Source organism: Streptomyces sp. I05A-00742, from assembly GCF_013055795.1.
GTDB lineage: Bacteria > Actinomycetota > Actinomycetes > Streptomycetales > Streptomycetaceae > Streptomyces.
The window spans coordinates 17,701-42,737 of record NZ_JABETO010000011.1 but is presented as its reverse complement, the minus strand read 5'-3'; the positions used below and the strand labels follow the sequence as shown (position 1 = coordinate 42,737).

Annotated in this window: 25 protein-coding genes and 2 pseudogenes; 11 read left to right on the top strand and 16 right to left on the bottom strand. The window is 70.9% G+C overall.

What is annotated here, in order from left to right; all coding sequences use genetic code 11:
* Positions 1-133: 133 nt before the first annotated feature.
* Positions 134-277: pseudogene (locus HN013_RS13390) on the top strand (NAD(P)-binding domain-containing protein); the annotation flags it as partial.
* Positions 278-749: 472 nt separating this feature from the next.
* Here HN013_RS13390 and HN013_RS13385 read toward each other — a convergent pair.
* Positions 750-1,775, bottom strand: coding sequence for an ATP-dependent 6-phosphofructokinase (locus HN013_RS13385; RefSeq protein WP_171166332.1), 1,026 nt, complete (start codon positions 1,773-1,775; stop codon positions 750-752).
* 241 nt (positions 1,776-2,016) lie between these two features.
* Between HN013_RS13385 and pta the strand changes: the two genes are divergently transcribed.
* The 4 genes from pta (at position 2,017) to HN013_RS13365 (ending at position 7,889) form a co-directional block, all read left to right on the top strand.
* Positions 2,017-4,113 (top strand): phosphate acetyltransferase, encoded by a 2,097-nt coding sequence (gene pta, locus HN013_RS13380; protein ID WP_171166331.1) that lies wholly within the window; start codon positions 2,017-2,019, stop codon positions 4,111-4,113.
* 44 nt (positions 4,114-4,157) lie between these two features.
* Positions 4,158-5,381, top strand: a complete 1,224-nt coding sequence (locus HN013_RS13375; protein WP_171166330.1) for an acetate kinase — start codon at positions 4,158-4,160, stop codon at positions 5,379-5,381.
* Positions 5,382-5,466: 85 nt separating this feature from the next.
* The gene (gene pyk / locus HN013_RS13370) at positions 5,467-6,891 is read left to right on the top strand and encodes a pyruvate kinase (RefSeq protein ID WP_171166329.1); all 1,425 of its coding nucleotides are present in this window, start codon (positions 5,467-5,469) and stop codon (positions 6,889-6,891) included.
* A 287-nt stretch (positions 6,892-7,178) separates the two neighbouring features.
* Positions 7,179-7,889, top strand: coding sequence for a DUF4232 domain-containing protein (locus tag HN013_RS13365; protein ID WP_171166328.1), 711 nt, complete (start codon positions 7,179-7,181; stop codon positions 7,887-7,889).
* Between the two features lie 85 nt (positions 7,890-7,974).
* On the opposite strand, the gene HN013_RS13360 is transcribed toward HN013_RS13365, so the two are convergent.
* From HN013_RS13360 to HN013_RS13345, 4 genes are all read right to left on the bottom strand, one after another.
* The gene (locus HN013_RS13360) at positions 7,975-9,405 is read right to left on the bottom strand and encodes a hypothetical protein (protein WP_171166327.1); all 1,431 of its coding nucleotides are present in this window, start codon (positions 9,403-9,405) and stop codon (positions 7,975-7,977) included.
* Positions 9,406-9,417: 12 nt separating this feature from the next.
* A complete protein-coding gene (locus tag HN013_RS13355) occupies positions 9,418-9,888 on the bottom strand; it encodes a DUF6114 domain-containing protein (protein WP_171166326.1) in 471 nt (156 codons plus the stop codon).
* A gap of 142 nt (positions 9,889-10,030) precedes the next feature.
* A complete protein-coding gene (locus HN013_RS13350) occupies positions 10,031-10,663 on the bottom strand; it encodes a DUF6230 family protein (RefSeq protein WP_171166325.1) in 633 nt (210 codons plus the stop codon).
* Positions 10,664-11,241: 578 nt separating this feature from the next.
* On the bottom strand, positions 11,242-12,207 hold the full coding sequence (locus HN013_RS13345; RefSeq protein WP_171166324.1) for a tetratricopeptide repeat protein: 966 nt from the start codon (positions 12,205-12,207) through the stop codon (positions 11,242-11,244).
* A 208-nt stretch (positions 12,208-12,415) separates the two neighbouring features.
* Here HN013_RS13345 and HN013_RS13340 point away from each other — a divergent pair, with 208 nt between their 5' ends.
* Positions 12,416-13,063, top strand: coding sequence for a TetR/AcrR family transcriptional regulator (locus HN013_RS13340; protein ID WP_171166323.1), 648 nt, complete (start codon positions 12,416-12,418; stop codon positions 13,061-13,063).
* 254 nt (positions 13,064-13,317) lie between these two features.
* Here HN013_RS13340 and HN013_RS13335 read toward each other — a convergent pair whose 3' ends face one another.
* From HN013_RS13335 to HN013_RS13300, 9 genes and pseudogenes are all read right to left on the bottom strand, one after another.
* Positions 13,318-13,503, bottom strand: a complete 186-nt coding sequence (locus tag HN013_RS13335; protein WP_171166322.1) for a DUF397 domain-containing protein — start codon at positions 13,501-13,503, stop codon at positions 13,318-13,320.
* Positions 13,500-14,285, bottom strand: a complete 786-nt coding sequence (locus tag HN013_RS13330; protein WP_171166321.1) for a helix-turn-helix transcriptional regulator — start codon at positions 14,283-14,285, stop codon at positions 13,500-13,502. The genes HN013_RS13335 and HN013_RS13330 overlap by 4 nt, the downstream gene beginning before the upstream one ends.
* A gap of 146 nt (positions 14,286-14,431) precedes the next feature.
* Positions 14,432-14,818, bottom strand: a pseudogene (locus HN013_RS33655) (carboxylesterase); the annotation flags it as partial.
* On the bottom strand, positions 14,700-15,596 hold the full coding sequence (locus tag HN013_RS13325; RefSeq protein ID WP_312018599.1) for a serine hydrolase domain-containing protein: 897 nt from the start codon (positions 15,594-15,596) through the stop codon (positions 14,700-14,702). The pseudogene HN013_RS33655 and the gene HN013_RS13325, both read right to left, overlap by 119 nt.
* A gap of 124 nt (positions 15,597-15,720) precedes the next feature.
* Complete coding sequence (locus tag HN013_RS13320) at positions 15,721-17,421, bottom strand: methylmalonyl-CoA mutase (protein WP_171166320.1); 1,701 nt, start codon at positions 17,419-17,421, stop codon at positions 15,721-15,723.
* 193 nt (positions 17,422-17,614) lie between these two features.
* Positions 17,615-17,956 (bottom strand): DUF3817 domain-containing protein, encoded by a 342-nt coding sequence (locus HN013_RS13315; RefSeq protein ID WP_171166319.1) that lies wholly within the window; start codon positions 17,954-17,956, stop codon positions 17,615-17,617.
* A 106-nt stretch (positions 17,957-18,062) separates the two neighbouring features.
* Complete coding sequence (locus tag HN013_RS13310; protein WP_171166318.1) at positions 18,063-18,581, bottom strand: MarR family winged helix-turn-helix transcriptional regulator; 519 nt, start codon at positions 18,579-18,581, stop codon at positions 18,063-18,065.
* 9 nt (positions 18,582-18,590) lie between these two features.
* A complete protein-coding gene (locus HN013_RS13305) occupies positions 18,591-18,977 on the bottom strand; it encodes a hypothetical protein (protein WP_212764307.1) in 387 nt (128 codons plus the stop codon).
* 85 nt (positions 18,978-19,062) lie between these two features.
* Positions 19,063-20,301, bottom strand: a complete 1,239-nt coding sequence (locus tag HN013_RS13300; protein ID WP_171166317.1) for an MFS transporter — start codon at positions 20,299-20,301, stop codon at positions 19,063-19,065.
* Between the two features lie 92 nt (positions 20,302-20,393).
* On the opposite strand from HN013_RS13300, the gene HN013_RS13295 reads away from it, so the two are divergent.
* Entirely contained in the window at positions 20,394-21,371 is a 978-nt protein-coding gene (locus HN013_RS13295) for a DUF5937 family protein (RefSeq protein ID WP_171166316.1), read from the top strand.
* A gap of 138 nt (positions 21,372-21,509) precedes the next feature.
* Here the strand turns inward: HN013_RS13295 and HN013_RS13290 are convergent, their stop codons facing one another.
* Positions 21,510-21,803 (bottom strand): MTH1187 family thiamine-binding protein, encoded by a 294-nt coding sequence (locus HN013_RS13290; RefSeq protein ID WP_171166315.1) that lies wholly within the window; start codon positions 21,801-21,803, stop codon positions 21,510-21,512.
* Positions 21,800-22,144 (bottom strand): DUF3817 domain-containing protein, encoded by a 345-nt coding sequence (locus HN013_RS13285; protein ID WP_171166314.1) that lies wholly within the window; start codon positions 22,142-22,144, stop codon positions 21,800-21,802. The genes HN013_RS13290 and HN013_RS13285 overlap by 4 nt, the downstream gene beginning before the upstream one ends.
* A gap of 221 nt (positions 22,145-22,365) precedes the next feature.
* Here HN013_RS13285 and HN013_RS13280 point away from each other — a divergent pair, with 221 nt between their 5' ends.
* The 4 genes from HN013_RS13280 (at position 22,366) to HN013_RS13265 (ending at position 25,008) form a co-directional block, all read left to right on the top strand.
* Positions 22,366-23,004, top strand: a complete 639-nt coding sequence (locus tag HN013_RS13280) for an AIM24 family protein (RefSeq protein WP_171166313.1) — start codon at positions 22,366-22,368, stop codon at positions 23,002-23,004.
* Positions 23,004-23,654 carry an AIM24 family protein gene (locus HN013_RS13275; RefSeq protein WP_171166312.1) on the top strand — a complete coding sequence of 217 codons (651 nt, stop codon included), beginning with the start codon at positions 23,004-23,006 and terminating at the stop codon, positions 23,652-23,654. The genes HN013_RS13280 and HN013_RS13275 overlap by 1 nt, the downstream gene beginning before the upstream one ends.
* Positions 23,651-24,427: an AIM24 family protein gene (locus HN013_RS13270; protein ID WP_171166311.1), complete on the top strand. Its 777-nt coding sequence runs from the start codon at positions 23,651-23,653 to the stop codon at positions 24,425-24,427. The genes HN013_RS13275 and HN013_RS13270 overlap by 4 nt, the downstream gene beginning before the upstream one ends.
* A gap of 104 nt (positions 24,428-24,531) precedes the next feature.
* Complete coding sequence (locus HN013_RS13265) at positions 24,532-25,008, top strand: MarR family winged helix-turn-helix transcriptional regulator (protein ID WP_171166310.1); 477 nt, start codon at positions 24,532-24,534, stop codon at positions 25,006-25,008.
* The last annotated feature ends 29 nt before the right edge of the window (positions 25,009-25,037 follow it).

The window sequence follows — 25,037 nt, the reverse complement described above, 5'->3', positions numbered from 1 at the left end:
TTGGGGACCCACCTCCAGGTAAGTACCCATCTTTTTGTACGTACTTGTTGGGGTCGCCCCCGTGGACGAAGCTGAAGGAGCACGCACAGCCGGGAACACCCGCCCCACCACGCCTCCCCAGGAGCACCCCACCATGAGCAAGCCCCCCGTCACCGTCCTCGGCCTCGGCGCCCTGGGCAAGGCCCTGGCCACCGCCTTCCTGACCAACGGCCACCCCACCACCGTCTGGAACCGCACCGCGGACAAGGCGGACCCGCTCGTCGCCCTCGGCGCGACCGCGCGCGGTGACGGCGACGTCTCCGGCGTCGTAGAGCTGCTGAGGAAGTAGCCCTCCGGCACGGAGGGTTGCAAAGAAGCGGCGTGGGGTGCCACCGCAAGAAGCCTCGGCACGAGCGGATCTTGAACGTGATCCGGGAGTTCTGGAGGTGGCTCAACGGACGATGACCGCCAGTCCTCAGAAATAGTGAGGACTGACGGTCAGCAAGCCGTCTGTTGAGGCGGTTGGCTCTCGTCTCGGGTTCCGGCCGGGGCGAGGGCCTTTTCAGTTATACCAACCCCCAGAAGGGAACGACTCTCGTCTGGGATTCGGCCAAGGCGAAAGCCACTACCGGTCGCACCAACCGTCAGGAGCACCTGGCCCCGCCGGTCACCGGCACTGTAGCGCCCCCGCCCCCCGCCCGTAAACGCCGCCGCGTCAAGCGCCGTACCGGCCAGGGTGAACGCGACCGGCCGCCGGCTCCGGAGGACGGTCAGAAGACCGACTCCGCCTCGTCCATCCGGTCCTCGGGCACCCGCTTCAGCTCGGTGATCGCGTCCGCCAGCGGCACCATCGTGATGTCGGTGCCGCGCAGCGACGTCATCTTGCCGAAGTCGCCCCGGTGGGCGGCCTCGACGGCGTGCCAGCCGAAGCGGGTGGCGAGGACGCGGTCGTACGCCGTCGGGGTGCCGCCGCGCTGGACGTGGCCGAGGATGACCGGGCGGGCCTCCTTGCCGAGGCGGCGCTCCAGCTCGTGGGCGAGCGCGGTGCCGATGCCGGCGAAGCGCTCGTGGCCGAACTGGTCTATGGCGCCCTTCCGGTAGTCCATCGAGCCCTCGGCCGGGTGCGCGCCCTCGGCGACGCAGATGACGGCGAACTTCTTGCCGCGGGCGAAGCGCTCCTCCACCATCTTGACCAGGTCGGCCGGGTGGAAGGCGCGCTCGGGCAGGCAGATGCCGTGGGCACCGCCGGCCATGCCGGACTCCAGGGCGATCCAGCCGGCGTGCCGGCCCATGACCTCGACGACCATGACGCGCTGGTGGGACTCGGCGGTGGTCTTCAGCCGGTCGATGGCCTCGGTGGCGACGCCGACGGCCGTGTCGAAGCCGAAGGTGCGGTCCGTGGAGGAGATGTCGTTGTCGATGGTCTTGGGAACGCCGACGACGGGCAGGCCCGCGTCCGACAGCATCCGGGAGGCGGTGAGAGTGCCCTCGCCGCCGATGGGAATGAGCACGTCGATGCCGTGCTCACGGGAGAAGTCCTTGGCGTTCTCGCACGCCTCGCGCAGCCGGGCGCGCTCCAGCCGGGCGGAGCCCAGGATGGTGCCGCCGCGGGCCAGGATGCCGCTGACCGCGTCGAGGTCGAGCTTGCGGAAGCGGCCGTCGAGCAGACCCTTGAAGCCGTCCTCGAAGCCGATGACCTCATCACCGTGTTCGGTGATGGCACGGTGCACCACCGAGCGGATGACGGCGTTCAGGCCGGGGCAGTCGCCGCCCGCGGTGAGGACTCCGATGCGCATCGTGCTGTGTCTCCTGGTGGTTCTGGTGGTCGCTACTGGGACCTGTGAGCCGGACCCGATTGTTCCACGGGCCCGTCGGTACTGCCGCACCCGCACCGGTGGACCTCGCTGCCCGCCTGACGCGCGCCTTATCCAGGGTCGCAGGTATTGTCAAGAGGGCAAGACCACCCTAACGGGTAATTTCACAAGCCGAACAAACGCCACTCGAACAGCACACGGCCATGGAGCAAGGAGAGCACGCGTGACGCGCAGCGTGTACGTGACCGGGACCGACCGCGGCGACGGACGCCAGGTCATCGAGCTGGGAGTCATGGAGCTCCTCACCCGCCAGGTGGACCGGGTCGGGGTGTTCCGCCCCCTCGTCCACGGCGACGGGCCGGACCGCCTCTTCGATCTCCTGCGCACCCGCTACCGGCTGGAGCAGTCACCCGAAAGCGTGTACGGCCTCACCTACGCGGAGGCCGCCGCCCTCCAGGCGGAGAAGGGCACGGACGAGCTGGTCTCCCGGCTCGTCGAGCGCTTCCACGCGGTCTCCCGGGAGTACGAGAACGTGCTCGTCCTCGGCACCGACTTCATCGGCAGCAACCTCCCGGACGAGCTGGCCCTCAACGCCCGGCTGGCGAACGAGTTCGGCGCCTCCGTGATCGCGGTGGTCGGCGGCGGCGACCAGCCCGCCGAGGCCGTCCGCGCCGAGGCCCGCAACGCGTACCGCGCCTACGAGGCGCTGGGCTGCGACGTCATCGCCCTGGTCGTCAACCGCGTGGCCCCCGCCGACCGCGAGGCCGTCGCCGAGCCGCTGTCCGCGGGCCTGCCGGTGCCCTGCTACGCGCTCCCCGAGGACGCCTCGCTCTCCGCCCCGACCGTGGCGCAGATCGTCCGCAAGCTGGGCGCGGAGGTGCTGCTCGGCGACGACGCCGGGCTCAACCGCGACGCGAAGGACTTCGTCTTCGGCGGCGCCATGCTCCCCGTCTTCCTCCCGGCCCTCACCGACGGCTGCCTGGTGGTCACCCCCGGAGACCGCGTGGACCTGATCGTCGGCGCGCTGGCCGCGCACAGCGCCGGCGCCCCGCCGATAGCCGGCGTGCTGCTCACCCTGGGCGAGCGCCCTGGCCCCGACATCCTCGCCCTCGCCGGCCGGCTGGCCCCCGGCACGCCCGTCATCTCGGTGCCCGGCGGCTCCTTCCCGACCGCGGGCGAACTGTTCGCCGTCGAGGGCAAGCTGGACGGCTCGTCCCCGCGCAAGGCCGAGACCGCCCTCGGTCTCTTCGAGCGGCATGTGAACACCGCGGAGCTCACCGAGCGGATCGCCGTCGCCCGCTCCGGCCGCGTCACCCCGATGATGTTCGAGCACGAGCTGATCGAGCGCTCCCGCTCCGCCCGCCGCCGGGTCGTCCTGCCCGAGGGCACCGAGGAGCGCGTGCTGCGCGCCGCCGACATCCTGCTCCGCCGTGACGTCTGCGACCTCACGCTGCTGGGCGAGGAGGAGGTCATCCGCAAGCGCGCCGCCGAGCTGGGCATCGACCTGGGCGAGGCGCAGCTCATCGACCCGCAGAAGTCGCCGCTGCGCGAGCGCTTCGCCGAGATCTACGCGGCGGCCCGCGCCCACAAGGGCATGACCGTGGAGCTGGCGCACGACGTGGTCGCCGACGTCTCGTACTTCGGCACGCTGATGGTCCAGGAGGGGCTGGCCGACGGCATGGTGTCCGGCGCGGTGCACTCCACCGCGGCCACCATCCGGCCCGCGTTCGAGATCATCAAGACCGCGCCGGGCGCGCAGATCGTCTCGTCGGTCTTCTTCATGTGCCTGGCCGACCGGGTCCTCGTCTACGGCGACTGCGCCGTCAACCCGGACCCGAACGCCGAGCAGCTCGCGGACATCGCCATCCAGTCGGCCGCGACGGCGACGCAGTTCGGTGTCGAGCCGCGGATCGCGATGCTCTCGTACTCCACCGGCACCTCCGGCTCCGGCGCGGACGTGGACAAGGTCCGCCGGGCCACCGAGCTGGTCCGTGAGCGCCGTCCCGACCTGCTGGTCGAGGGCCCGATCCAGTACGACGCGGCCGTGGACGCGGCCGTCGCCGCCACCAAGCTCCCCGGCTCCGAGGTGGCCGGCAAGGCCAGCGTCCTCGTCTTCCCCGACCTCAACACGGGCAACAACACATACAAGGCCGTGCAGCGCTCGGCCGGCGCGGTCGCGGTCGGCCCGGTCCTCCAGGGCCTGCGCAAGCCCGTCAACGACCTGTCGCGCGGCGCGCTGGTCCAGGACATCGTGAACACCGTCGCCATCACGGCCATCCAGGCCCAGGGCGACCAGCGCGGCGACCGCGTCGAGCCGTGACGCCCTCCCTGTCCCCCGACCTTCCCCCCACACCGGAAAGCCCCATGACTGCCAACGCCAACGCCAACGCGACCCGCGTGCTCGTCCTCAACTCCGGCTCCTCGTCGGTCAAGTACCAGCTGCTCGACATGGCCGACGGCTCCCGGCTGGCCGTCGGGCTCGTCGAGCGCATCGGCGAGGACTCCTCGCGGCTGGCCCACACCCCGCTGGCGACCGGCGGCACCAAGCGCGAGATCACCGAGCGCATCCCCGACCACGCCGCCGCGCTCCAGGCCGTCGCCGCCGAGCTGGCCGCGGACGGGCTCGGCCTGGACTCCCCCGAGCTGGCCGCGATCGGCCACCGCGTGGTGCACGGCGGCAACCAGTTCACCGAGCCGACCCTGATCACGGACGAGGTGCTGACGGAGATCGAGCGGCTGATCCCGGTCGCCCCGCTGCACAACCCGGCCAACATCACCGGCATCCGCACCGCCCAGGCGCTCCGCCCGGACCTGCCGCAGGTCGCCGTCTTCGACACCGCCTTCCACACGACGATGCCGGAGCACGCCGCCCGCTACGCGATCGACGTGGCCACCGCCGACGCGCACCGGGTGCGCCGCTACGGCTTCCACGGCACCTCGCACGCGTACGTCTCGCGCGAGACGGCGAAGCTGCTGGGCAAGGACCCGTCCGAGGTCAACGTGATCGTCCTGCACCTGGGCAACGGCGCGTCCGCGTCCGCCGTCCAGGGGGGCCGCTGCGTGGACACCTCCATGGGCCTCACCCCGCTGGAGGGCCTGGTCATGGGTACCCGCTCGGGCGACCTCGACCCGGCCGTGATCTTCCACCTGGCCCGGAACGCCGGGATGTCCGTCGACGAGATCGACTCGCTCCTCAACAAGAAGAGCGGTCTGATCGGACTGTGCGGCGACAACGACATGCGCGAGATCCGCCGGCGCATCGACGAGGGCGACGAGCAGGCGCGGCTCGCCTTCGACATCTATGTGCACCGGCTGAGGAAGTACATCGGCGCCTACTACGCGGTGCTCGGCAAGGTCGACGCGATCGCCTTCACCGCGGGTGTCGGCGAGAACGCGGCGCCCGTGCGCGAGGCCGCCGTGGCCGGTCTGGAGGAGCTGGGCCTGGCCGTGGACGCGGAGCTCAACGCCCAGCGCGGGGACTCGGCGCGGCTGATCTCCCCGGACTACGCGCGGGTCGCCGTCGCGGTGGTGCCCACGGACGAGGAGCTGGAGATCGCCACTCAGGCGTACGCGCTGGTCAGCGCCTGAATCCCTTCGGAACTGCGGGTTCCGCCCCTGTCCTTTCCCACAGCTCGAATATTCCGCTCCGAAACAAACCGATAGGATCCGCCTCATGCGCCGTTCCAAAATCGTCTGCACCCTGGGCCCCGCCGTCGACTCCTTCGACCAGCTGAAGACGCTGATCGAAGCCGGTATGAACGTGGCCCGCTTCAACATGAGCCACGGCACCCACGCGGAGCACGAGGAGCGGTACCACCGCCTCCGCAAGGCCGCGGCGGAGACCGGGCGCGCGGTCGGCGTGCTGGCCGACCTCCAGGGTCCGAAGATCCGCCTGGAGACCTTCGCGGACGGTCCGGTGGAGCTGGTGCGCGGTGACGAGTTCACCATCACCACGGAGGACGTCCCGGGCGGCCGGACGATCTGCGGCACGACCTACAAGGGCCTGCCGGGCGATGTGACCAAGGGCGACCAGGTCCTGATCAACGACGGCAACGTCGAGCTGCGCGTCACCGAGATCGACGGCCCGCGGGTGCGGACCATCGTCATCGAGGGCGGCGTCATCTCCGACCACAAGGGCATCAACCTGCCCGGCGCGGCGGTCAATGTCCCGGCGCTGTCCGAGAAGGACATCGAGGACCTGAAGTTCGCGCTCGCGATGGGCTGCGACATGGTCGCCCTCTCCTTCGTCCGCGACGCCAAGGACGTCCTCGACGTCCACCGCGTCATGGACCAGGTCGGCCGCCGCGTCCCGGTGATCGCCAAGGTCGAGAAGCCGCAGGCCGTCGAGAACATGGCGGAGGTCGTCATGGCCTTCGACGGTGTGATGGTGGCCCGTGGCGACCTGGCGGTGGAGTACCCGCTGGAGCGCGTCCCGATGGTGCAGAAGCGCCTCATCGAGATGTGCCGCCGCAACGCCAAGCCGGTGATCGTCGCGACCCAGATGATGGAGTCGATGATCACCAACTCCCGTCCGACCCGCGCCGAGGCGTCCGACGTCGCCAACGCCATCCTGGACGGCGCCGACGCGGTCATGCTCTCCGCCGAGTCGAGCGTCGGCGCCTACCCGATCGAGACCGTCAAGACGATGTCCCGCATCGTCGAGGCGGCCGAGCAGGAGCTGCTCTCCAAGGGCCTCCAGCCGCTCGTCCCGGGCAAGAAGCCGCGCACCCAGGGCGGTTCCGTCGCCCGCGCCGCCGCCGAGATCGCCGACTTCCTGGGCGGCAAGGCCCTGGTCGCCTTCACCCAGTCCGGCGACACCGCCCGCCGCCTCTCCCGCTACCGCGCGGCCCAGCCGATCCTGGCCTTCACCACCGACGACGCCACCCGCAACCAGCTCGCCCTGAGCTGGGGCGTCGAGACCTTCGTCGTCCCGCACGTCGACAACACCGACGCCATGGTCGACCTCGTCGACGCCGAGCTCCTCAAGCTCAACCGCTACAACGAGGGCGACACCATGATCATCACCGCCGGCTCCCCGCCCGGCGTCCCCGGCACCACCAACATGGTCCGGGTCCACCACCTCGGCGGCGAGAACTGATCCTTCTCCCGCACGGGAACGGCCGCGGCCGCCGCTGCGCCCCTGGGGGCGGGGCGGCGGCCGCGGCCGTTTTCGCTCCCGGCCCGCCCCTCTCCCCGTCCCGGGCCACCGTTCCCGGATGCTGAATTCCCGCAGGTCAACGGCGATTCAACCGTTCCGGCATCCCTGGTTTCCCGTAGCTCATTGCCGGTCCGGCCGACGCACCGCGAAGCTCAGTCCCGTCGACAGCGGCGCCTGCTCCGCGCCGTGTCCGACTGAACCAGCCAGACCACTACGGGGGACCACCCATGCGCAAGAACCTCGTCCGCACGACCGCCCTGGCCGCCATGGCCCTGACCGGCGTCCTGTCGCTGAGCGCCTGCAACGAGGACGGAGTCGAAGCCTCCGCCCCGTCCACGCCGAGTGCGTCGCGCCCCGCGCCCCAGGGCCAGGCCAAGGAGACCGGCGGCGGCGACGCGGGCGACGGCGCCAAGGCCTCCGCTCCGCCGCGCACCAAGACCCCTGCGAAGCCGGGAGGCGGGAAGCCGACCGGCGGCACCGCGTCCCGCGACAGCGGCGAGGCCGGCGACAAGAGCCGCTACGGCCAGGCCTGCGGCACCAACGACCTCTCCTGGACCGCCAAGTCCAAGACCCAGGCCGGCGGCTACATCCTCATCTCGGTGAAGGCCAAACCCGGCATCACCTGCACGCTCCCGGGCGTCCACCCGGTCGTGGCGTTCGGCTCCGACGGCACCGAGGCCCGACCGGCCCAGCACTCCGTCGGCGAACCGGTGAAACTGACCGGCGCCACCACCGCCTACGCCGGCGTGAACCCCAAGACCACCAACACCGACTACGGCAAGGAACTGAACGAGATCATCGTCACCGTCGGCCAGGACGACGGGACCGATCCGATCAGCCTGCCGACCGGCAGCATCACGGTCGACAAGCCGGTCGTCACCAACTGGCACACCTCACCGCAGGACGCCGTTCCCGGCGACGGCGTCAACGGGAACTGACGCCGACGCGCACGGCGGGTGGGCGCGGACCGGCGGACCGCGCCCTGACGAGACCCGATTCCGCAGGTCCTATCGAAAACCGGGCTCAGGGGTACGTCCCGTCCGTGATGTAGACGTGCATGTCCGGGATGGTGAGGGTGCCGCCGAACTGGCCCGCCTGGCGGATCTTCACGTCGGTGAAGAAGAGCGGGATGGGGAGTTTCATGCCGGGGATCAGAGGGGGCGGGCTGGAGGCGCTGTAGTTCGCGGCGAAGAGGGGGAGGGAGCTGCCGAAGAGTTTGCCGGTGAGCTGCTCGGTGTACATGGTGACCTTGCCACCGGCGACGGTGGAGGGGGTGCTCTCTCCGCTCTGGTGGTACACCCGCCCGCGGTCGTTGACGAGGGCGTGCAGCTTGGCGATCTCCAGTTTGTCCGCGGTGAACTTGAGGACGGACTTCTTCTGCCCGTTGACCGTGGTGACCTCCTTGACCCCCTCGTAGGTCAGACCGGTCAGCGTGAGCTTGCTGGACTCCAGGAACCAGGGGTTGTTGGCGAAGTTGGCCTCCCCCTTGACCGCCTGCTTCGGCGGGTTGGGGCAGGGCAGTGGTGTCTTCGCGCCCGACGCGCCGGGTGAGGGGGTGCCGGATGGCGTGGCCGGGGCCGACGGGGCGTCCGGGGTCGCGGGGGTGGGGCCAGGGGTCCGGGCGTCCTGGCCGGACTTCGTCGGGCCGGGCGCGGGGCGGGCGGCCTTCTCCGCCGCCGCTTCCTTGGCCTTCTTCTCCGCCTCGGCGGCCTTGCGCGCCGCTTCCTTCGCCTTCTCGGCGTCCTTCGTGGCGTCCTTGCTCGCCCCGGGCGTCGGGGACGCGGGGGGAGCCGGGGTCGCGCTCGTTCCGCCCGGGCTCGGCGTCGGGGTGGGAGTGGTGGTCGGCGTCGGGGTGGGTGTCGGCGTCGGTGCGGGCGGCGGGGTGAACGGGCCGGGCAGCGGCGGGAGTTTCGGCAGTGGCGGGAGTTCCGGGAGCTTGCCCCGGGCCGGCGGCGCGGCCGGGTCGTCCGTCCCGCCGGACGACGGCGAGGGCTCCTCGGCCGGCTTGCCGGGCTCGCCCGCCTTGTCCTCGCGGTCCTCGGGAGTCGGCGTCTTCTTCTCGCCGGGCTCCTTCGTCGGCTCGTCCTTGTCCTTGCCCTTGTTCTTGTCCTTGCCGGTGTCCTTGCTCTTGCCGGCGTCCTTGTCCTTCTCCGCTTCCTTGTCCTTCTCCGCGTCCTTGCCGCTCGCGCCCGGGCTCGGCGTGGCCCCCTGCGAGGCGTCCGGAGCCGTCAGGCAGAAGGCGTCACCGAGAGGATTGCCCGGCTCCGTCGGCTTGGCCGAGGCCAGTTGGGGCGTGAAGCCCATACCCATGAGGACCGCGGTGGGCATGGCCGCCAGGGCGACGGCCTTCCCCGCGGGCATGTGCAGCCGTGCCAGCAGGGTCTTTCTGGGGGCGGCGTGGCGCGGACCGGCCTTCGGGCAGTCGCGGTCGCGCGCGGCGTCGTCAGTAGCCACGGTGGCTCCTGTTCATTCCTTCACCAGCGACGGGCCGGACGGGGCCGGGAGGTCGGACGTCCCCTCCCCCGAGGCTTCGGTCAACGGTTCGGCCGGCGCCCAGGCGACGGCGAGAGCGCCGCCCAGCATGGCCGGGATGATCCCGAGCAGGAACGCCCCGAAGTTGGAGACGACGAGCGAGACGACCCCCAGCAGGATCGCCGCCACACCGGCGAAGACCCGCGAATGCCGCTGGAACCACATGGTCAGGCCCAGGACGATGAGGAGAATACCGATGATCAGCGAACCGGCGCCCGCCGTCGTGGACAGGTGGATGCTCAACTCGCCGAACTTCAGGGTCTGGTACGGGATGTACATGATCGGTAGACCGGCAAGCATGGTCCACAGGCCGGCCCAGAACGGACGTTGACCCCGCCAGTCCCGGAACCTGCGGCGTACGCCGCCCTCGTCGACCGGCTGTGGTGGCGTCGTGTCGGCGCTCATGATGTACAGCTCCTCGGAACTGGCGATTCGGTGCTGTGTGAGCCCCTGCTCAGGGCTCCCGTCCGCGCACCCGCGGCCATGGGGTACGCGCGGCACGGGCACGGGAGCCGGTGCGGTTCCCGTCCCCGGCCGTCCCGGCGTGTTACTTCTTGCACTCCTGCGCGCCCATGCTGACGCTCATGTGGAGATCGGGCAGGGTGAACGTGCCGGCCGAAGTGGCCCATGCCTTTTGTTCCACGTCATCGAACTCGACCGAGTCGGCCTGCTGAGCGAAGGAGCCCGGTACCGACTTGGCCTTGTCGCCGGAGCTCTTCCCGGGGCCCTTGGTCATGTGGTCCGAGGACACACCGATGTCGATCTCGTTGAACCTGGCGTTTCCGACCTTCATCTCATTGGCGTCGAGATACAGCTTCTCCGCGTGGGCCGGCTTCTTCCCGCCGCCCGCCTTCAGCTTGAGGCCCACCGCTCCGAACGGCGTCGGAACGTTGACCGCCTGGCAGAGGTTGGTGATGTCGGCCTTGTTCATACCGACGACCGCGACCGCCTTGTGGTCCTTCGCCTTCGGGTCCGTGTCCTCCATGGCGCCGTACTGGCCGAAGCCCTCGCCGTGGATGTGATCGGCCGTGATCTGGAACTGCTGACCGGAAACCTGGAACGACGCCGCGAGCGCGCCCTGCGCGATCGCCATCGTGACCGCCGCCGCCGCGCCGACACTCGGCACCATGACGACCGCGAACCGCTTCCATCTGGTCCCACCGCGTGCCTGGGACTTCATGACTTGCCTCCTTCTCGGACGTACACCCCGGCACGGGCCGGTAAGCCCTGGCCCGGGGTGGGAGACGTGCTACGTCCTCGGGAAGCGGAGCGCCGTCGCATGCGGCGGTGCCCAACACCAAGCCGCGACCGAAACACCGGCGATCACCCCCGAGCGACAACCACGTGGCCACGCGTGCGCGCAACCTCCGGGACAGGCCCCGTCGTTGGCGGCGGAGACCCCCCTGTCCCACGGCCGGCGGCAGCCGCCGGTCGCCCCGGTGGGGACCCAACTCCGGGCGCCGGCCGGATGCCGGGCCGCGGTGCTGGACCGGGTTGCGCCGATCGTGGTCGATTCCGGGGCGGGGCACAAGAGGTTCATTACTTGCGAGTAACGCCCGGATAACCGGCGAGAGTCGGCTCCGCATCGAGGAGGCACGCGGCGTAGCCGGGAGGGCGCCGGAAAGATGGGGACATAACAGGAAAACCCGGGCGGAAGCCCGGGTTCCCCTTACTCGCGGTAGCCGCGATCACATTTATAAAGATTTGATATACCGCGACCGCTGTTTCGTTTGTGACAAGCGTGCGCCAGGAGAGCGCTCAGAACAGCGCCCGGGAGAGCGCCGTCCGCGCCGCCGTCACCCGCGGGTCGTCGGGACCGATCACCTCGAAGAGCTCCAGCAGCCGGACGCGCGCCGCGTCGCGGTCCTCGCCCGCCGTCCGCCGGATGGCGTCGATCAGCCGCCCGAAGGCGTCCTCGACGTGCCCGCCGACCAGGTCGAGATCGGCCGCCGCGATCTGCGCCCGCACATCGCCCGGCGCCTCGGCCGCGGCCTTGCGCACCTGCTGGGCGTCCATTCCCTGGACCCGCCGCAGCAGCTCCGCCTGGGCCAGGCCCAGCTTCGCCTCGACGTTGCCCGGATCGTCCGACAGCACGTTCTTGTACGCCTGGACGGCACCGCCCAGGTCACCCCGGTCCAGCGCCTCGTGGGCCGCGCCCAGGGCCGCGTCGTACGGGCCCGCGGGACGCGCCGGCGCCTCCGCACCCTCGGCGTCGTCCGCCGCCACGGGCGCGCCGACGATGCCGAACTGCTGCTCCGCGACCTGGACGAGCTGGTCCAGCACCTGCCGGATCTGCGCCTCGGGGGCCGCGCCCTGGAACAGCGGCAGCGCCTGTCCCGCCACCACCGCGAACACCGCGGGAATGGACTGGACCCCGAACTGCTGGAACAGCCGCTGGTTCGCCTCGACGTCCACCTTGGCCAGCACGATCCGGCCCGCGTACTCCGTCGCCAGCCGCTCCAGCAGCGGGCCGAGCTGCTTGCACGGCTCGCACCAGTCGGCCCAGAAGTCGATGACGACCGGCACCTCGGCCGAGCGCTGGAGCACCTCACGTTCGAAGGACGCCTCGTCGACGTCGAGGACAAGACGCCCTGCGGCGGCCGGCACGCCGCCCTGGCGCGCCGCCTCGGCCCGCGCCTGCTCCGCCTTCTGCTTGGCTTCCCCGGCCGCCTTCACCGCGGCGAGGTCGACCACTCCACTCATGGACATGTTCCGTGGCTGCATGGGCCTATCCTCCCCCCTCCGCGCGGCGATCGGAAAAGTACGCAGCGGTACACAGCGAATTTCGACGCCGGGTCCCCACCTGGCGTCCGTGGTTGTCGCTCATTCTTTCGCTACGACCCGTAGCGTAACTGGAACCCCACCGCCACGGCAGGCCCCCTCCCGTGATCTGCCTCATACCCGCGTGGCTACTCGGCGGTAAGGTCGCCGCATGACTTCCGCCCCGCCGCCCCCCGGGCACCGTACGAGCGGCCGCACGGGACGTCCCCGCAGCGCCGAGGCCGACCGCGCCATCCTCGACGCGACCCGTGCCGCGCTGGTGGAACTCGGCTGGGGCAAGCTGACGATGGGCGACGTCGCCGCCCGTGCCGGAGTCGCCAAGACCACCCTCTACCGCCGCTGGGCCGGCAAGAACGCCCTCGTCGTCGACGCCGTCGCCGACCTCTTCGACGAGCACCTCGAACTCCCCGACCGCGGCAGTCTCCAGGCCGACATCGAGGGCGTCGTCCTCCGCTTCGCCACCCTCCTCGACCGTCCCGAGACCAAGACCGCCCTCATGGCCGTCGTCGCCGAGTCCACCCGCGACGAGGCCCTCCGCGAACGGATCCGCTCCGCCATCGTCGACCGGCAGAAGATGCTCGTTCTCGTCGGACGTGAGCGCGCCCAGGCGCGTGGGGAGTTGCCCCGCGAGGAGGAGCCCGCGGTGGCCGCCCGCACCGCCGACCTCATCTTCGATGTCATCGCCGGGGCCGTTGTCCACCGGACGCTCGTTTCCGCGGAGCCGGTGGATGTGGAGTGGGCTCGGGGGTTCACCGCTCTGCTCATCGGTGGGCTCGCGGGGTCGGCGGCGGCGCGGTAGGGGTGCCTCCGGCGGTGGGGGTGCCCCGGTCCCTCCCTTTCACCGCTTCTTGCAGGGGCTGGCGCCCCCACACCCCCGAAACCGCGCTCCGCGCGGTTGTCCTCAAACGCCGGACGGGCTGGTTGTCGCGCCCGGGCGCACGATTCAGCCCGTCCGGCGTTTGAGGACAGCGCGCGCAGCGCGCTTCTGGGGGTGCGGGGGCTTGCCCCTGCAAGAAACGGTGAAAGGGCGTGGCTGGGGCGACAACCGGGCGATCAGCCCCGCGACGCGTACGTCACGAACTCGGCCCACGCCCCGGACGGTATGGAGAGCCGCGGCCCGCTTCTGCGTTTCGAGTCCCGCACGTGGACAGTGCCGGGTGCCGCGGTCACCTCGACGCACTCCATGCCGCCACCCTGGCTGTAACTGGACTTGAACCACTCACGCTTCTGACTGCTCATAGCTGCTCCGCTGCCTTGGCGATCAACTCCGCCGACTCCTCCGCGTTCAGGGCCTCCATGCGAATCACGGCGTGCCGCTTCATCAGGAGGCTGATCTGCTCGGAGCCCGCGTACAACACACCGGTGTTCTGCCCCTCCTCGAAGGCGCAGTAATCGAACTCCGGGGTCTCCAGCAGCACGAAGGGACCGTACAGACCGGGGTTCATACCCCGGTCGGCCGGGAGCACCTGAATGATGACGTTGCGCTGCTGCCCCACGGCCAGCAAGTGGTGGAGCTGCCGCTTCATGGCCTGCGGGCCACCGATTCCGGTCCGCAAAGCCGCTTCGTAGATCACAAACGTGAACATCACGTCGTGCTTCTTGAGCAGCCCCTGCCGCGCCAGTCGTCCGGCGAGCTGCTGCTCCACCGCCTCGTCGTCCATGGGAGGGCAGTGCCGGGTCATCAACTGGCGCGCGTACTCCTCGGTCTGGAGCAGCCCGGGAATCAGGAGCGTCTGGTACGAGTGGATGGCGATGGCCGACGCCTCGGCCACGACGAACTCGCGCACCCGCCGTGCGAACCGCTCCGGCTCCAAGAATCCCGCCGCAGCCCGCAACTTCCCCCGGGCCCCACACATCTCGTCCGCGATGTCCAGCAACCGCAGAGTGGGCCGCCGTCGCCCTTGCTCCATCGCCTTGACGGTTTCAAGTTCATAGCCTGCCTCGGCGCCGAGCTGTTCTCGGCTCACGCCGGCCTCCATGCGCCAGAGCTTGACCTGGTTGCCGCACAGTCGCCATGCCATCGGTGGCTGGGAAGTCTCGTTCACCACGGCTGTCCGCCCTCTCCGTACCCCTGCTGTCGACAGCAACGGAGGCTAGGGCGGACGAACCACGCGCCGCCCGGAATCGAACCCGCGCCCCCCGGACGAGTGAAGCGAACCGCGAGAGCTCAGCCCTCCAAACACCCGCGCACCGCCTCGACCAGCCGCCCCGCCCGCTCGTCCTCCCCGGAGACCATCCGGTTGGCGACGTACCCGAAACCGACACCGAACTCATCGTCGGCGAACCCCAGATGCCCACCCGCCCCGTCGTGCCCGAAGCTGCGGGCACCGAGCATCGGGACGGCGGGGGGCGAGTCGAGGTGGAAGCCGGTGCCCCAGCGGATGCCCATGTCGGCCATGTCGGGGAAGCCCGACCAGGACGCGCCGGACGACTGCTCACGCAGCGCGTCGTCCACCGTGGCTCGCCGTGAGCAGCCGCTCGCAGCGGCCGTGCACGCCGGTGACCGCCGCCGCGTACGTCGTGGCGAGGCCGCGGGCAGAGGAGACGGCGCCGGTGGCGGGGATCTCGGCGGTGAGGAAGGCCGGGGAGTTCCAGCCGCGGGGGTGGTCGGTGCCGGGGAAGACGAACTGACCGTTCATCGTCAGGATGCGCACGAGCAGCAGCTCGTGGTCGGGCGAGGCGGGGTACTGGCCGTCGTCGGCGAGCCGGGCCAGATACGGAAGGCGGTCCTCCGGGACGCCGATCCAGGTGGTGAGGTCCAGAGGGTCCCCGAGCACCGCGCGGAAGTACGCGCCCGGAGTGCGGCCGGTGATCCGCCGGATGACCTCGCCGACGAGCCAGCCGATGGTGTGGCCGTGGTACTCGTACGCGGTGCCGGGCTCCCAGAGCGGCTTCTGCTCCTCCAGGGCGCGGACGACGGCCGTCCAGCCGGTGATCTCCTCGAAGGACGGCGTGCTGTCGAGCACCGGGAGGCCCGCCCGGTGGCCGAGGACCATGCGCGTGGTGATGCCCTCCTTGCCGTTGCGGGCGAACTCCGGCCAGTACTGGGCGATCGGGGCGTCCAGGTCGAGCCGCCCCTCCTGGACGAGGAGGTACGCGCAGAGGACGAGCACGCCCTTGCCGGCGGACATGACCGGGACGGCGGTGTGCTCCTCCCACGGCCGGCCGGTGCGCTCGTCGGCGATGCCGCCCCACAGGTCGACGACCTTCCGGCCGCCGTGAAAGCTGCTGTGAGAGCCGCCGTGGAAGACGGTGACGGCGGCCCCGAGCTCACCGCCCTCCGCGAAGTTCCGCGCGAAGGCGTCCGCGACGGCTCCGAAGCCCTCGTCCACCTGTCCGCTGAGCCGCACCGGTCCCTCGTTCCTCGCGCGTCGGGGCGTGCCGCCGCACGACGGGCCGGCGACCCGGTCACGATACGTGCCGTGACCGGGCCGCCGACCGGAGAGCAGTGGTGCGTCAGAAGCCCGCGGGCTCCGTGTACGTCCCCCACTCGTCCCGCAGCGCGTCACAGATCTCGCCGAGCGTCGCCTCGGCGCGCACCGCCTCCAGCATGGGCTCGATCATGTTGGAGCCGTCGCGGGCGGCGGCCAGCATGGCGTCCAGGGAGGAGCGGACCCTGGCGTCGTCGCGGGCGGCCTTGCGGGCGGCGAGGACGCGGACCTGTTCGCGCTCGACCTCGTGGCTGACGCGCAGGATCTCCAGGTCGCCGGTGACGGAACCGTGGTGGCAGTTGACGCCGACGACGCGCTTGTCGCCCTTCTCCAGGGACTGCTGGTAGCGGAAGGCGCTCTCGGCGATCTCGCCGGTGAACCAGCCGTCCTCGATGCCGCGCAGGATGCCGGAGGTGATGGGGCCGATGGGGTGCTTGCCGTCGGGGTGGGCGCGGAGGCCGCGCTCCTTTATGCGGTCGAAGATCTTCTCGGCGTCGGCCTCGATGCGGTCGGTCAGCTGCTCCACGTACCAGGCGCCGCCCAGCGGGTCCGCGACGTTGGCGACGCCGGTCTCCTCCATGAGCACCTGCTGGGTGCGCAGGGCGATCTCGGCGGCCTGCTCGCTGGGCAGGGCGAGAGTCTCGTCGAGGGCGTTGGTGTGGAGGGAGTTGGTGCCGCCGAGGACGGCGGCGAGGGCCTCCACCGCCGTGCGGACGACGTTGTTGTACGGCTGCTGGGCGGTGAGGGAGACGCCGGCGGTCTGGGTGTGGAAGCGCAGCCACTGGGCCTTGTCGGTCCGCGCGCCGTAGACCTCCTTCATCCAGCGGGCCCAGATCCGGCGGGCGGCGCGGAACTTGGCGATCTCCTCGAAGAAGTCGACGTGCGCGTCGAAGAAGAAGGAGAGACCGGGCGCGAAGGTGTCCACGTCCAGGCCCCGGCTCAGCCCCAGCTCCACGTAGCCGAAGCCGTCCGCCAGCGTGTACGCAAGCTCCTGCGCGGCCGTCGCGCCCGCCTCGCGGATGTGGTAGCCGGAGACGGAGAGCGGCTTGTAGGCGGGGATGGAGCGGGCGCAGTGCTCCATGAGGTCGCCGATCAGGCGCAGGTGCGGCTCGGGCTCGAAGAGCCATTCCTTCTGGGCGATGTACTCCTTGAAGATGTCCGTCTGGAGCGTGCCGTTGAGGACGGCCGGGTCGACGCCCTGACGCTCGGCGGCGACGAGGTACATGCAGAAGACCGGTACGGCCGGGCCGCTGATCGTCATGGAGGTGGTGACGTCGCCGAGCGTGATGTCCTTGAACAGGACCTCCATGTCGGCGGCGGAGTCGATGGCGACGCCGCAGTGGCCCACCTCGCCCAGCGAGCGGGGGTCGTCGGAGTCGCGGCCCATCAGGGTGGGCATGTCGAAGGCGACCGAGAGGCCGCCGCCGCCCGCCGCGAGGATCATCTTGTAGCGCTCGTTGGTCTGTTCGGCGTTGCCGAAGCCGGCGAACTGGCGGATGGTCCAGCTCCGGCCCCGGTAGCCGGTCGGGTACAGGCCCCGGGTGAAGGGGTACTCACCGGGCCAGCCGATGCGTTCGAAGCCCTCGTAGGTGTCGCCGGGGCGGGGTCCGTAGACCGGGTCCACCGGGTCGCCGGACAGCGTGGTGAAGTCGGCGTTCCGCTTGCGTGCCGCGTCGTACCGGGCCTGCCAGCGTCCGCGTCCCGCCTCGATGGATGCTGCGTCCATGGTGGTGCTGTCCGCCTCTCCGCGCTCCCGCGTGGGTTCGGTATGCCGGGCGGTCCTCGTCGTCGGGGACCGCCCCGGGGACGGCCAATTTACTAGGACGTCCTAGTAAATCGTCGCGCAAGAACGCCCCGGACACAAGGGGCGTCCGGGGCGGTCTCGTCGGTTGTGGTGCCGGTGGCGGCTTCCCCGCAGGTCAGGCGGCGGGGGAAGGAGCCGCCGCCCGCTCGGTGAACAGGGGCTCCAGCTCGCGGGTGACCTTGCGCTCGACGATGAAGGCGGCCGTCGGGATGGTGCCGGCGAGCAGGACCCAGGCCAGCTTGCCGAAGGACCACTTGGCCTTGGAGCCCATGTCGAAGGCGAAGACCAAGTACAGGACGTAGAGCCAGCCGTGGGCGATGGCGACGACGCGGAGCGGGCCCGCCACACCGTCCATGTCCAGTCCGTACTTGGCGATCACGCCGATCGTCAGCAGGACCAGCAGTACGCCGGTGATGTAGGCCAGGGCACGGTAGCGGGTCAGGACGGAGCGCTTCATGGGGATGAGCGTAACGGCACCTTCCGGGGCGATCTTCGCCGCCCCTCCGGCGGGTCGCCGGCCTCCGTTCAGCCGGGCGTCGCCCCCAGGTCAGGGCCGCGCAGGACTACGCGTCCTCGCCCTCCGTGAAGTCCGACGCCGCCACCCGCAGCGGCCGCAGCACGCGGAAGATCTCCGTGCACTCCTCCGCGTCGTACACACCCAGCCCGAAGTCCATCGCCATCAGGTCCCGGGTCGCCGCGTCGACGACCTCCCGCCCCTTCCCGGTGATCGACGCGAGAGTGCCGCGCCCGTCCCTCGGGTTGGGGCGCTTGTCCACCAGACCGGCCGTGACCAGCCGGTCCACCGTGTTGGTCACCGACGTGGGATGCACCATCAGCCGCTCGCCGATCTTGGACATCGGCAGCTCGCCCGCCTTGGAGAAGGTGAGCAGCACCAGCGCCTCGTAGCGGGCGAAGGTGAGTCCGTACGGCTTGACGACGGCGTCGACCTGGCCGAGCAGGATCTGCTGCGCCCGCATGATCGAGGTGATCGCGGCCATCGAGGGGACGGAGCCCCAGCGCTGCTTCCACAGCTCGTCGGCACGGGCGATGGGATCGAAGGGGAGGCTGAGCGGCTTGGACACGGCATGAGCCTACCGTTCGGTCATATCCTGGTCGCCCTTGTCCCGCACTTCGGACATCGGTGCTCCGGTGCCGCTCACGGCGGCCTCGCGCACCAGCGCCACGGCCGTCTTCAGGCTCAGCCCGGGCTCGGCCCTGCGCAGCGCGCGGATGGCGTGCAGCTCCTGGGTGCGCGGGTCGTAGCCGGCCGCGGTGACGACGCCGCGCGCCCACTCCGCCCGGATCTCGTGCTCCGGGCGCGCGGCCCGCGCCGCGATCAGCCCGGCCGCCCGCTCCAGCCCCGGCCGGTCCTCGGGGGCCGCGGAGGCCAGCGCCTCGTGCACGGCCTCGGCTATGGCCTGCGAATCGCGCAGGACGACGACCTGTGGGACGGGGGTGACCCGGCCGATCCGGAACATTGCGCGCCTCCCCTGCGCCCGCCGCGGCCCGACAGCTCCGCGAGCCTGCTGACTCCGTACCCGCCGATGCCTGGCCTTCCGGCGATCACGGGTGCGTCGAGCGTACCGAACGCGCCACCAAGCCCGTCGCGATCACTCCCACCACCCCCACCCCGGCGATCACGGCGTGCGGGGGCGCGAACTCGGCGGCGGCGCCCGCGGCGGCCATGCCCAGCCCCTGGATCGTCATCAGACCGGCCGCCTGGAAGGTCATCGCCCGGCCGCGCAGTTCCTCGGGCACGGCCGCGATGAACCACTGGTCCACGCCGAGCGTGTACAGCATCCCGGCACCCACCGCCATCAGCGCGGGCAGCGCCCAGGGCACCGGCGGGCGCCAGGCGAAGGCGACGAAGGGCAGCATCGAGAGGACCGCCACCGGCAGCGCCACCCGCTCCCTGGCCCGCGGGCCCAGCAGGCTGCCCGCCAGGACCTCGCCGATGATCGCCCCGACGGGCGTGCCGCACATCAGCAGCCCCAGGCCGACCGACCCCGCGCCGATGGAGTCCGCGTACGGCGCGGCGAGGCCCTCCGGTGCGACGAGGAAGAACGGCGGTATCCAGACGAGCAGGATCAGGCCCCGGACGCGCCGGTCGGTGAGGAGCCGCCAGGCGCCGGTGAGCGAGGACGTGACCAGCGCGCCGCCGGCGTCGGCCCGCGCCGGGCGGCGGCGGGTGCCGAAGCGCAGCAGCAGCGCGGAGGCGACGAAGCCGGCGACGGTCACGCCGAGGGCGTTCCGTGGCTGGAGCACCGTCAGCAGCACCCCGCCGGCCGCGAACCCGACGAGCTGGGCGCCCTGGGAGACCAGCCGCACCAGCGAGCGGCCGAGGACGAACAGGTCGCCGTCGCCCAGGATGTCCCCGAGCGTCGCCGCCCTCGTCCCGCTGAACACGGGCGCCACGAGGGCGCTCACACACCGCAGGACCAGCAGCACTCCCACCGGCGTCATCGGCAGCGCCATGCCCACCGCCGCCCCGGCGCAGAGCAGATCGCAGACGACGAGGACGCGCCGGGCCGGGAAGCGGTCGGCGATCCCGGAGAGCAGGGTGCCGCCGACCACGTACGGGAGGAAGCCGAGCGCGAAGGTCAGGGCGCTCAGCAGCGGTGATCCGGTGAGCCTGTACACCAGGACGGACAGGGAGAGTTCGCAGACGACGACGCCGAGCAGGGACAGCAGGTGCGCCGCGAAGACGGCCCGGAACTCGCGGACGGCGAAGACGGCCGCGTAGCCAACCCTGGCGGGCTCGTCGGCCGCGGGCAGCTCCGAGGGAGTGGCGGTGGAAGTCATGCCCGAAGCGTCACGGGCCCGGCCCGGCAGCTCTAATCTTTCGTCCGGAGCCGAAAGTTGGAGCTCCGGGACGAGGGACCAAGGGGGAGTCCATGCCGTTCCACCTGCACTTCGGGCCCGAGGACCTGCTGCGCTGCCGGTTCGCGGTGTCACCGCTGTGGGAGACCCAGGAGGCGATCCGCACCCTGCGGCAGCCGCACCGCCACGCGTATTACCGGCCGTGGCTGCGCCAGGTCGCCGGGGTGGCGGCCGAGATCGATCTCGCGCCGATCCGGCTGCTGATGCCGCGGACCGGGTACGCGCCGGACTTCCTCTGCCCGCCGCCGCGCGGGCCGTTCACACCGTTCGACGAGGAGCTGGCCCACGTCCGGGCGACCGACCCGGAGCTCGTACGGAAGGAGCTCGCCCGCTCGCTGGCCGACACCCCGGGCGCGGCCGAGTCGGAACGGGGACGGGCGATGCTGGCCGATCCGGCGGGCGCGCTCCGGGAGTTGACGGCGCTGCTGGAGCGGGCCTGGCGGCTGCTGCTCCTCCCCCGGTGGCCCCGGCAGCGCGCCCTGCTGGAGGACGACGTCGCCTTCCGCACCCGGCAGCTCGCGTCGGGCGGTCTGGAACGGCTCTTCGCGGACCTGCACCCGAAGCTCACGTGGGCGGACGGCACCCTGACGATCGGCCACCGGGCCGATCACCGACGGGTGCTGCGGGGCGAGGGCCTGATGCTGGTACCGAGCGCCTTCGTCTGGCCGAAACTGATCGGCGGCTTCGACCCGCCCTGGCAGGCGACGCTCGTCTACCCGGCCCGCGGCATCGGCACCCTCTGGTCGCCGCCGGACGCGCCCCCGCCCGACACCCTGGTCCGGCTGCTGGGCCCCAACCGGGCCGCCCTGCTCTCCGGCCTGGACGCCCCGGCCTCCACCACGGCCCTCGCCGAACGGCACGGCCTGGCGCTCTCGTCGGTCTCCGCCCACCTCTCCGTCCTCCGCGACGCGGGGCTGCTGACGGCACGGCGCCGGGGGCGGCAGGTGCTGTACGAGCGGACGGGGCTGGGGGCGGCGGTGCTGGAGGGGTGAGCGGTCCGTCCGGGTCGGGCATCGCGTCGGAACGGCACCGGGCCGGGCACCGCGTCAGGGCGACACCGGGCCGCCCGTCGCGTCAGGACGGCACCGGGCCGCCCGTCGCGTCAGGACGGCACCGGGCCGCCCGTCGCGTCAGGACGACAGGTGGCGCTCCACCGTCTCGACCTTCTTGGTGAGGCCGTCCGTGACGCCCTGGCGGATGTCCGCCTTGAGCACGAGGGAGACCCGGCCGCAGCGGGCCTCGACGGCCTGGACGGCGCGCTTGACGACGTCCATGACCTCGTCCCACTCGCCTTCGAGGGAGGTGAACATGGCGTCGGTGCGGTTCGGCAGGCCGGAGGCGCGGACGACGCGGACCGCCTCGGCGACGTGTTCGCCGACGTCCTCGCCGGCACTGATCGGGGTGACGGAAAAGGCGACGATCACGCGCCGACCACGCCTTCCTTGCGGGCCCGGGCGGCCATGACGCTCGCCTCGGCCTCGCGGCGCAGCATGCGGTCGGCGAAGAAGCCGCCGGTGGGCAGGACGGACAGGGCGAAGTAGGTGATGCCGGTCCTGGCGTTCCACTTGGCCTTGTTCCAGGCGTCGACCCAGAAGACCACGTAGATCAGGAACAGGATGCCGTGCACCATGCCCATCGCCGGGACGGCGTTGAAGTCGGTGGTCCGCTTGAGGAGCGAGCACAGGATCAGCAGCAGGAACGAGCAGGCCTCGGGCGCGGAGATCAGTCGGAGCCGGCGCAGAGCGGAGGCGGTCTTGAGGTCCACAGGAAAAGCACACCTTCCGTCAGGAGTGTCGGGGCGGTCACGCACTGCAGCGATCTTGTGAGTGCGTTCACAAGTTCCGCCCATTGTTGCAGGGCTGGATCGGATCTTCGGATCCGGGTCGTGATCGAACGGATACCGGGGCGTTTCCCGGGGTCGGGTCCGGGGGCGCTCCGGGTTCCGGGGCCTGTCGGAGCAGCACGGATGCCCGCTAGCGTCGGAGCGTGGCACAGTTTCGGCTCCAAGGGAGCAAAGTCCTCGCCGTCGATATGACGGGCGACGCGGTCAAGGCCAAGAACGGGGCCATGGTCGCGTACGAGGGCGACATGACATTCAAGAAGATGACCGGTGGCGGTGACGGCCTGCGCGGCATGGTCACCCGCCGGATCACGGGGGAACAGATGACGGTCATGGAGGTGAAGGGGCACGGCACCTGCTACTTCGCCGACCGGGCGAGCGAAATAAACCTGGTGAGCCTGCAGGGCGAGACCTTGTACGTGGAGGCGAGCAACCTGCTCTGCACGGACTCGGCGCTGCGCACCGGCACATCGTTCACCGGCCTGCGCGGGGCGTCCCAGGGCAACGGCCTGTTCACGACGACCGTGGAGGGCACGGGCCAGGCGGCGATCCTCTCCGCCGGTACGGCGATCGTGCTGCGGGTGACCCCGCAGACGCCGCTCTCGGTCGACCCGGGGGCGTACATCGCGCACACGGGCCGGCTCCAGCAGCACTTCCAGTCGGGAGTGAACTTCCGGACGTTCATCGGCGAGGGCTCGGGCGAGGCGTTCCAGATCCGCTTCGAGGGCGACGGACTGGTGTACGTGCAGCCGAGCGAGCGCACCACGATCGCGGGTGATCTGTGATGCCCTTCCGACTTCTCAACTCGCGGATGGTCGAGGCCCAGGTGGTTCCGGGGCAGCGGCTGTTCAGTCAGCGCGGGGCGATGCTCGCCTACAAGGGCGAGGTCTCCTTCACCCCCAGCATCACGGGCGGCCAGGGCGGCGTCATGGGGATGATCGGGCGCCGGATCGCCAACGAGGCCACGCCGCTGATGACGGTGGAGGGCAGCGGCACGGTGATGTTCGGGCACGGCGGCCACCACGTCCATGTGATCGAACTGTCCGGCGACACCCTCTATGTGGAGGCGGACCGGCTGCTGGCGTTCGACGGTTCGCTCCAGCAGGGCACGATGTTCATGGGGTCGCAGGGCGGCGTGATGGGCATGGTGCGCGGCCAGGTGACGGGCCAGGGCCTGTTCACCACGACCCTCAAGGGGCATGGCGCGGTGGCGGTGATGGCGCACGGTGGCTTCATCGAGCTGCCCATCCAGCCCCAGCGGCCCGTCCATGTCGACCCCCAGGCCTATGTCGCGCACCGCGGCGACGTGCGCAACAAGCTGTCGACCGCGATCGGCTGGCGGGAGATGATCGGCCGCGGTTCGGGCGAGGCCTTCCAGCTGGAACTGTCCGGCAACGGCACGGTGTTCGTACAGGCGTCGGAGGAGAAGCTGTGAACGGCCCGGTCATCCATGACGCGCACACACTGCCGGTCGACGACAACGTCAATGACTACGCCTTCAGCGTGGACCTCGACGGGCAGTGGTTCCTCCAGAAGGGGAAGATGATCGCCTACTTCGGGCAGATCAGCTTCCACGGCATCGGCCACGGCCCGCTGGACCGGCTGATCCGGTCGAGTTTCCACTCCCCGCTGCACGCCGCGGACTGGGTGGTCGCCGAGGGCCGCGGCAAGATGCTGCTCGCGGACCGCTCGTTCGACGTCAACTCGTACGACCTTGAGGAGGGCAACCTCACGGTCCGGTCCGGCAATCTGCTGGCCTACCAACCGACGCTGGCCCTCAAGCAGTCGATCATCCCGGGCTTTGTGACGCTCATCGGCACCGGCAAGTTCGTGGCCGCGTCCAACGGCCCGGTGGTCTTCGTCGAGCCGCCGATCCGGGTGGACCCGCAGGCGCTGGTCGGGTGGGCGGACTGCCCGTCGCCCTGCCACCACTACGACCACCAGTACATGCAGGGGGTGCTGGGCGGGGTGCGGATGCTCACCGGGTTCGGCGGAACGTCGGGCGAGGAGCACCAGTTCGAGTTCGTCGGCTCCGGGACGGTGCTGCTCCAGTCCACCGAGCAGCTGATGAACGAGCAGCCGACTGGGGCGCCGCCGGACGAGGCGGGCGTACCCGGGGGCGGAACGCCCTCGACGCATGGGAATCAGCCATCCGTTCCCCGTCTGCCCGGCCAGCTCGGCGACCTCCAGCGCCGCTTCGGGCTGTGAGCGGTACCCTGCGGAGTGTGACGTCGAACGCTTGACCTCTCGTTCCGGCTCCCCCCACACTTCCAATTGGTTCGCTTTTCAACATTCTTAGGTAGAATCTCACCATGGACACCGAGAACGGCACACGTTGGCTCAGCGATGAGGAACAGCGCACCTGGCGTACGCACCTGGACGTCAGCCGCCTGTTGATGCATCAGCTCGAACGGGATCTGCAGCCGTTCGGTCTCACCAACAACGACTACGAGATCCTGGTCAACCTCTCCGAATCGAAGGACCACCGGATGCGGATGAGCGACCTCGCCGCCGCGACCCTCCAGTCGAAGAGCCGCCTCTCGCACCAGATCACGCGCATGGAGAACGCGGGTCTCGTCCGCCGGGAGAACTGCGAATCCGATCGGCGGGGGCTGTTCGCCGTCCTCACCGACCAGGGCTGGGAGACGATGCGGAAGGTCGCTCCGCATCATGTGGCGTCCGTCCGGGAGCACTTCATCGATCTGCTCTCGGGCGACGAGCTCAAGGCGCTGCACACCTCCCTGACCCCGCTGGCCGAACACCTGCGCGCGGCGCGCGGGAAGGGGTAGCCGGCCCGTCCCGCCGACGGTCTCCGGAC